4 protein-coding genes are annotated in these 5,210 nt (G+C 66.8%); 1 reads left to right on the plus strand and 3 read right to left on the minus strand.

Going from position 1 to position 5,210, the window contains the following annotated elements; translation table 11 throughout:
- Positions 1–188: 188 nt before the first annotated feature.
- From FM111_RS11605 to folE, 3 genes are all read right to left on the minus strand, one after another.
- Positions 189–2,030, minus strand: a complete 1,842-nt coding sequence (locus FM111_RS11605; protein ID WP_087141100.1) for a gamma-glutamyltransferase family protein — start codon at positions 2,028–2,030, stop codon at positions 189–191.
- A gap of 134 nt (positions 2,031–2,164) precedes the next feature.
- Positions 2,165–2,605: a biopolymer transporter ExbD gene (locus FM111_RS11610; RefSeq protein WP_087141101.1), complete on the minus strand. Its 441-nt coding sequence runs from the start codon at positions 2,603–2,605 to the stop codon at positions 2,165–2,167.
- Between the two features lie 205 nt (positions 2,606–2,810).
- Positions 2,811–3,425 (minus strand): GTP cyclohydrolase I FolE, encoded by a 615-nt coding sequence (gene folE / locus FM111_RS11615; RefSeq protein WP_087141103.1) that lies wholly within the window; start codon positions 3,423–3,425, stop codon positions 2,811–2,813.
- A 140-nt stretch (positions 3,426–3,565) separates the two neighbouring features.
- Here folE and cysS point away from each other — a divergent pair, with 140 nt between their 5' ends.
- Positions 3,566–4,972 (plus strand): cysteine--tRNA ligase, encoded by a 1,407-nt coding sequence (gene cysS / locus FM111_RS11620; protein ID WP_087141102.1) that lies wholly within the window; start codon positions 3,566–3,568, stop codon positions 4,970–4,972.
- The last annotated feature ends 238 nt before the right edge of the window (positions 4,973–5,210 follow it).

Raw genomic sequence — 5,210 nt, forward strand, 5'->3', positions numbered from 1 at the left:
TCACACCAGATGTTCGTCGCCTCCTGCCTCCCGCTCATCCCGGCGGACGCCGGGATCCAGTGCTTTGGCATCAATGCGCACGGCTCAGCGGCAAAGCTTCTGCCCGGCGCTCTTACTGGGTCCCGGCGTCCGCCGGGATGAGCGGGTGTTAACCGCCTGCAACAACACTCAGAGGGAGGTCAGCCGGATTAATAGGCGAGGGCGTTGCCGTCCTTGCGCATTTCCGTTGCCGCGCCGTAGGTCCAGCGGCCCTGTTCGTTGATCTGCTTCATCACGTTCTGGTAGCCGCCGAAGCCGCCGTCGGGCGGGCCGAGGTCCCAGCCCATGGCGGTCAGTTGCTGCTTGGTCGCGTCCGGCACCCCGGATTCAAGGTGCAGCTTGCCGACGCCCTCGGCCGGTTGGCCGGTCGGTTCGGACGAGCCGTAGTGTTGCCAGCGCGGGCTGTCGCCGGCTTCCTGCGGGTCCAGGCCGTAGTCGACCATGTTGATGATGATCTGGGCCTGTCCCTGCGGCTGCATCCCGCCGCCCATCACGCCATAGGCCAGCCACGGCTCTCCGTCCTTGCAGGCGAAGCCGGGGATGATGGTGTGGAAGGGGCGCTTGCCCGGCGCATAGACGTTGGGGTGGCCGTCGGTCAGGGCGAACAGTTCGCCGCGGTTCTGGAACATGAAGCCCAGGGTGCCGCCGTCCGGGCCGTCGGCGACCAAGCCGCCGCCCATGCCGCGATAGTTGGACTGGATCCAGCTGACCATCATCCCGTCGCTGTCGGCCACGCTGAAATAGGTGGTGTCGCCCTGCGTCGGGGCGTCGCCGGGGAAGACGCGGTCCATGACGCGGTTCGGGTTGATCAGCTTCGCGCGTTCGGCGGCGTATTCCTTGGAGTTCAGCCAGGCGGTCGGGGCCTTGGCGAAGCGCTCGTCGGCGAAGTACCGGGCGCGGTCCTCGAAGGCCAGGCGCTTGGCCTCGGCCTGAACGTGGATCGAGGCGGCGGACTGGAAGCCCATGGCCTTCAGGTCGAACTGTTCGCAGATGTTCAGGATCTGGTTGGTCGACAGGCCCTGGGTGTTCGGGCCCAGTGAATAGACCTCGACCCCGCGATAGGTGGTCATCAGCGGCTCGACCCATTCGGTGCGGTGGGCGGCCAGGTCGGCGCGGGTCATCCAACCGCCGATGCGTTTGAAATAGCGCTCGATGTGGTCGGCGATCACGCCGTCATAGAAGGCGTCGCGGCCGCCTTCGGCGATCAGGCGATAGGTGCGGCCCAGATCCGGGTTGGCGAAGATCTCGCCCGTCTTGGGCGTGCGGCCGCCGGTCAGCCAGACCTTCTTGCGGTTGTCGTTTTCCTCGATCGTCGCGGCGCTCTTGTCGAAGTTGGCCATGCCGCGTTCGAGGTAATAAGCCACTACCTGAGGCACAGGCACGCCCTGTTCGCATAGTTCGGCGACCGGCAGCAGCACGTCCTTCCAGGGCAGCTTGCCGTAGCGCTGGTGCGCGCTCCACCAGGCGTCGACCGCGCCGGGGACGTTGACCGTCACGGCGCCGTAGCGGGGCAGGTAGCCGTCCGCTCCGGCCTTGGAGCGCGCCGTTTCCAGCGTCAGGCCGCGCGGGCTGGGACCTGAACCGTTGAAGCCGACGACCTTCTTTTGCTTTGGATCCCACATCAGGCCAAAGGCGTCGCCGCCGATCCCGTTGGCGGTCGGCTCAAGGAAGCCGAGGGCGGCGTTGATGGCGATGGCGGCGTCAATGGCCGAGCCGCCGCGACGCAGGGTGTCCAGGCCGATCAGGGTAGCGGCCGGGTGGGCCGTGGCGGCGGCGCCGTTGGCGCCCCAGACGGTCGAGCGGCCGACGAAACGCGGCCCAGTGATGCGGTCGCCGATGCCGACGCCGGCGTAGGGGTCTGGCGCGGGGGCGGGCTGGACGGAGGCGGGATGGGCCGAGGGCGTGGCGGCGCCGGTCGTCTGCTGGGCGTTGGCGGCGCCCGCCAACAGAGCTCCGGCCGGCAGGGCGGACAGGAAGGTACGGCGACGCATGATGATTTACTCCCCCTCATTCGAGGCGCGCATTGAGGCCGGAACAGGGGGAGGGCGCAAGCGGTCGATGGGCGGCGGGCAAAGAAAAAGGGCCGCCGAGGCGACCCTTTTCCAGACTGTCGATACCGACCGTCTTAGGTGATGTCTTCGTTCAGAAGGCCGACCTTGTAGAAGCCGTTTTCCTGAAGCTTGTTCATGACGTCCATGAACTGGTTGTACTTCACTTCCGGCTGGGCGCGGACGAAGACGCGCTCTTCACGGCAGTCCGTCGCCACGGCTTGGGCGGCGCAGACGTCGGCCGTCAGCTTGTCGAGCGTGGTTTCCGTCTCGGCGATGTAGAGCGAGCCCGATTCCTGAATGGTGATGTAAACTGGCTCTTTCGGCTTTTCGGCGTCCGGCGCCGGCGGCGTCGCCGGCGGCAGGTCCAGCTTGATCGACACGGTCGCCATCGGCGCCGCGACCATGAAGATGATCAGCAGCACCAGCATGATGTCAACGAACGGCGTGACGTTGATGTCCGCGTTCTGTTGCGCCAGCTTGCCGCCGCCACCGCCTGAGGAAAGTTTCGCGCCCATTACGCCCTCGTCTCCATCAAGGCCCGCACCCTCCGGCGGACCACACTGAAAGTCTGGCTCGTCTCTTGGCGTCCTGAAGCAGGCTTGTAAAGCCGTCGAATGCGAGGAAATGACGCCGCAGGGGAATAAGATTGCGAATTCGGCGCAGAGCCGCCTTCTCCGCGATCAATTCAGTCCCCGGCGATCAACGCCCTCGCCCGTCGCCTCAACCGCGAGCCAGCTTGAGGAATCGTTCGGCCAGGGCCGGGTCGGCCTTGAATGCGCCGGTGAAGCGGGTGGTGATGGTCGAGACGTGGCGGTGATGCACGCCGCGCGTCGTCATGCACTGGTGCGCCGCATCGACCAGCACGGCCACGCCCTTGGGCTGCAGGTGCGATTCGATGGCGTCGATGATGTCGTTGGTCAGCGTCTCCTGGTTCTGGAGACGGCGGGCGAAGATTTCGACCACGCGCGCCAGCTTGGAGATGCCCACCACCTTCTCGCCCGGCAGATAGGCGACGTAGGCCTTGCCCAGGAAGGGGGCCAGGTGGTGCTCGCAGTGGCTCTCGACCTCGATGTCGCGCAGGATGACCATGTCGTCATAGCCGGTCACGTCCTCGAAGGTGCGCGACAGCTCCTTGCCTGCGTCGGCGTCATAGCCGTCGAACCATTCGCCATAGGCGTCGACCACGCGCTTGGGCGTGTCCAGCAGGCCGGGACGATCCGGATTGTCGCCGGCCCAGGCGATCAGGGTGCGCACGGCCTCCAGAGCCTGTTCGCGGCTGGGACGCTGGGGCGCCTCATTGGCGACGAGGACGGGCTTGGCGGGAGTGGTGCTCATGAAACGATCCGGCGGCGGCGAGAGCGCCTGTTCAGAATACAAATATATATGGACTTGGGCGCGCGGCCCTGACTGTCTATCAGGCCGCTATATGGGACACCTCCTCAGTCCCGCAAGAAAACTCGCAAAAGACCTGACCCATGGCCCTGCACATCCACGACACCCTGCGCCGTGAAAAGCGCCTGTTCGCGCCGCGCGATCCGAACCGGGTGAGCCTCTATGTCTGCGGCCCGACGGTCTATGACTACGCCCATATCGGCAACGCCCGCCCGCCCGTCGTGTTCGACGTGCTGGTGCGCCTGCTGCGCCGCACCTATGGGGCGGACAAGGTGGTCTACGCCCGCAACGTCACCGACGTGGACGACAAGATCAACGCCAAGGCCGCCAAGGAAGGCGTCGCCATCGGCGAGATCACTGCACGCTATGAGGCCGCCTACCTGGCCGACATGGGCCTGCTGAACGTCTCGCCGCCCGACATCGCCCCGCACGTCACCGACTACATCGAGGCCATCACCAAGCAGATTCAGGCCATCATCGACGCCGGCTGCGCCTATGCCGCCGAGGGCCATGTGCTGTTCGACGTGTCGTCCTATCCGTCCTACGGCGCGCTGTCGGGACGCAATCTGGATGACATGATCGCCGGCGCCCGCGTCGAGGTCGCGCCCTACAAGAAGAACCCGCACGATTTCGTGCTGTGGAAGCCGTCCAAGGCGGACGAGCCGTCCTGGCCGTCGCCGTGGGGCGAAGGGCGCCCCGGCTGGCACATCGAATGCTCGGCCATGATCGAGGAGACGCTGGGCCTGCCCATCGATATCCACGGCGGCGGCATCGATCTGGTCTTCCCGCACCATGAGAACGAGATCGCCCAGGGCGTCTGCGCCCACGGCCATGCCCACGGCGACGCCGCACACGATGAATACGCCCGCTACTGGATGCACAACGGCTTCCTGACCGTGGACGCCGAGAAGATGTCCAAGTCGATCGGCAACGTCCTGCTGCTGCACGATCTGGTGCAGGCCATGCCGGGCGAGGTGGTGCGCTGGGCCCTGCTGAGCGCCCACTATCGTCAGCCGCTGGACTGGAACCAGACCCTGCTGGAGCAGAGCCGCAAGAACCTGGACCGCCTCTACGGCGCCCTGCACCGCGCGGCCGGGGTCGAGGCGGCGGACGTGGAGCCGCCGGTCGAGTTCATGAAATCCATCGAGGACGACCTGAACACGCCGGGCGCCATGGCGGCCCTGTTCGCCCTGTCCAGCGACATCGAGCGCGGCATGACGGCGGGCGACACGGCGGCGGTGGCGACGGCCAAGGGGCAACTGATCGCGGCTGCTTCGATCATGGGCGTGTTGCAGGCTGATCCGGCGGAATGGTTCTCTGGCGTCGATGAGGGGCTGAAGGCCGAGGTCGAGGACCTGCTGGAACAGCGCGCCGCCGCCCGCGCCGCCAAGAACTGGGCCGAGGCGGACCGCATCCGCGACCGCCTGAACGAACTGAACGTCGTCGTCATGGACGGCCCGCAGGGCGCGACCTGGCGGATGAAGGGCTAGGCGCGACAAGGCGCGACGCCTTCTCCCTCCCCGTCCCGGGGAGGGAGGTCGGAGCGAAGCGGAGACCGGGTGGGGGCGGCAAGGCGATGCAGGCGCGGGGCTATTCAAGCGCTGCGCTTTTTTACCCCTGCCGTCATTCTCGGGCCTGACCCGAGAAAGACGGCAGGAGGCTGAAACAGCCCCGCCGCCCCCCACCCGGCTTCGGCTGCGCCTCAGCCACCCTCCCCGGGACGGGGAG

The organism is Brevundimonas diminuta 3F5N (genome assembly GCF_900163625.1).
Taxonomy (GTDB): domain Bacteria; phylum Pseudomonadota; class Alphaproteobacteria; order Caulobacterales; family Caulobacteraceae; genus Brevundimonas; species Brevundimonas diminuta_A.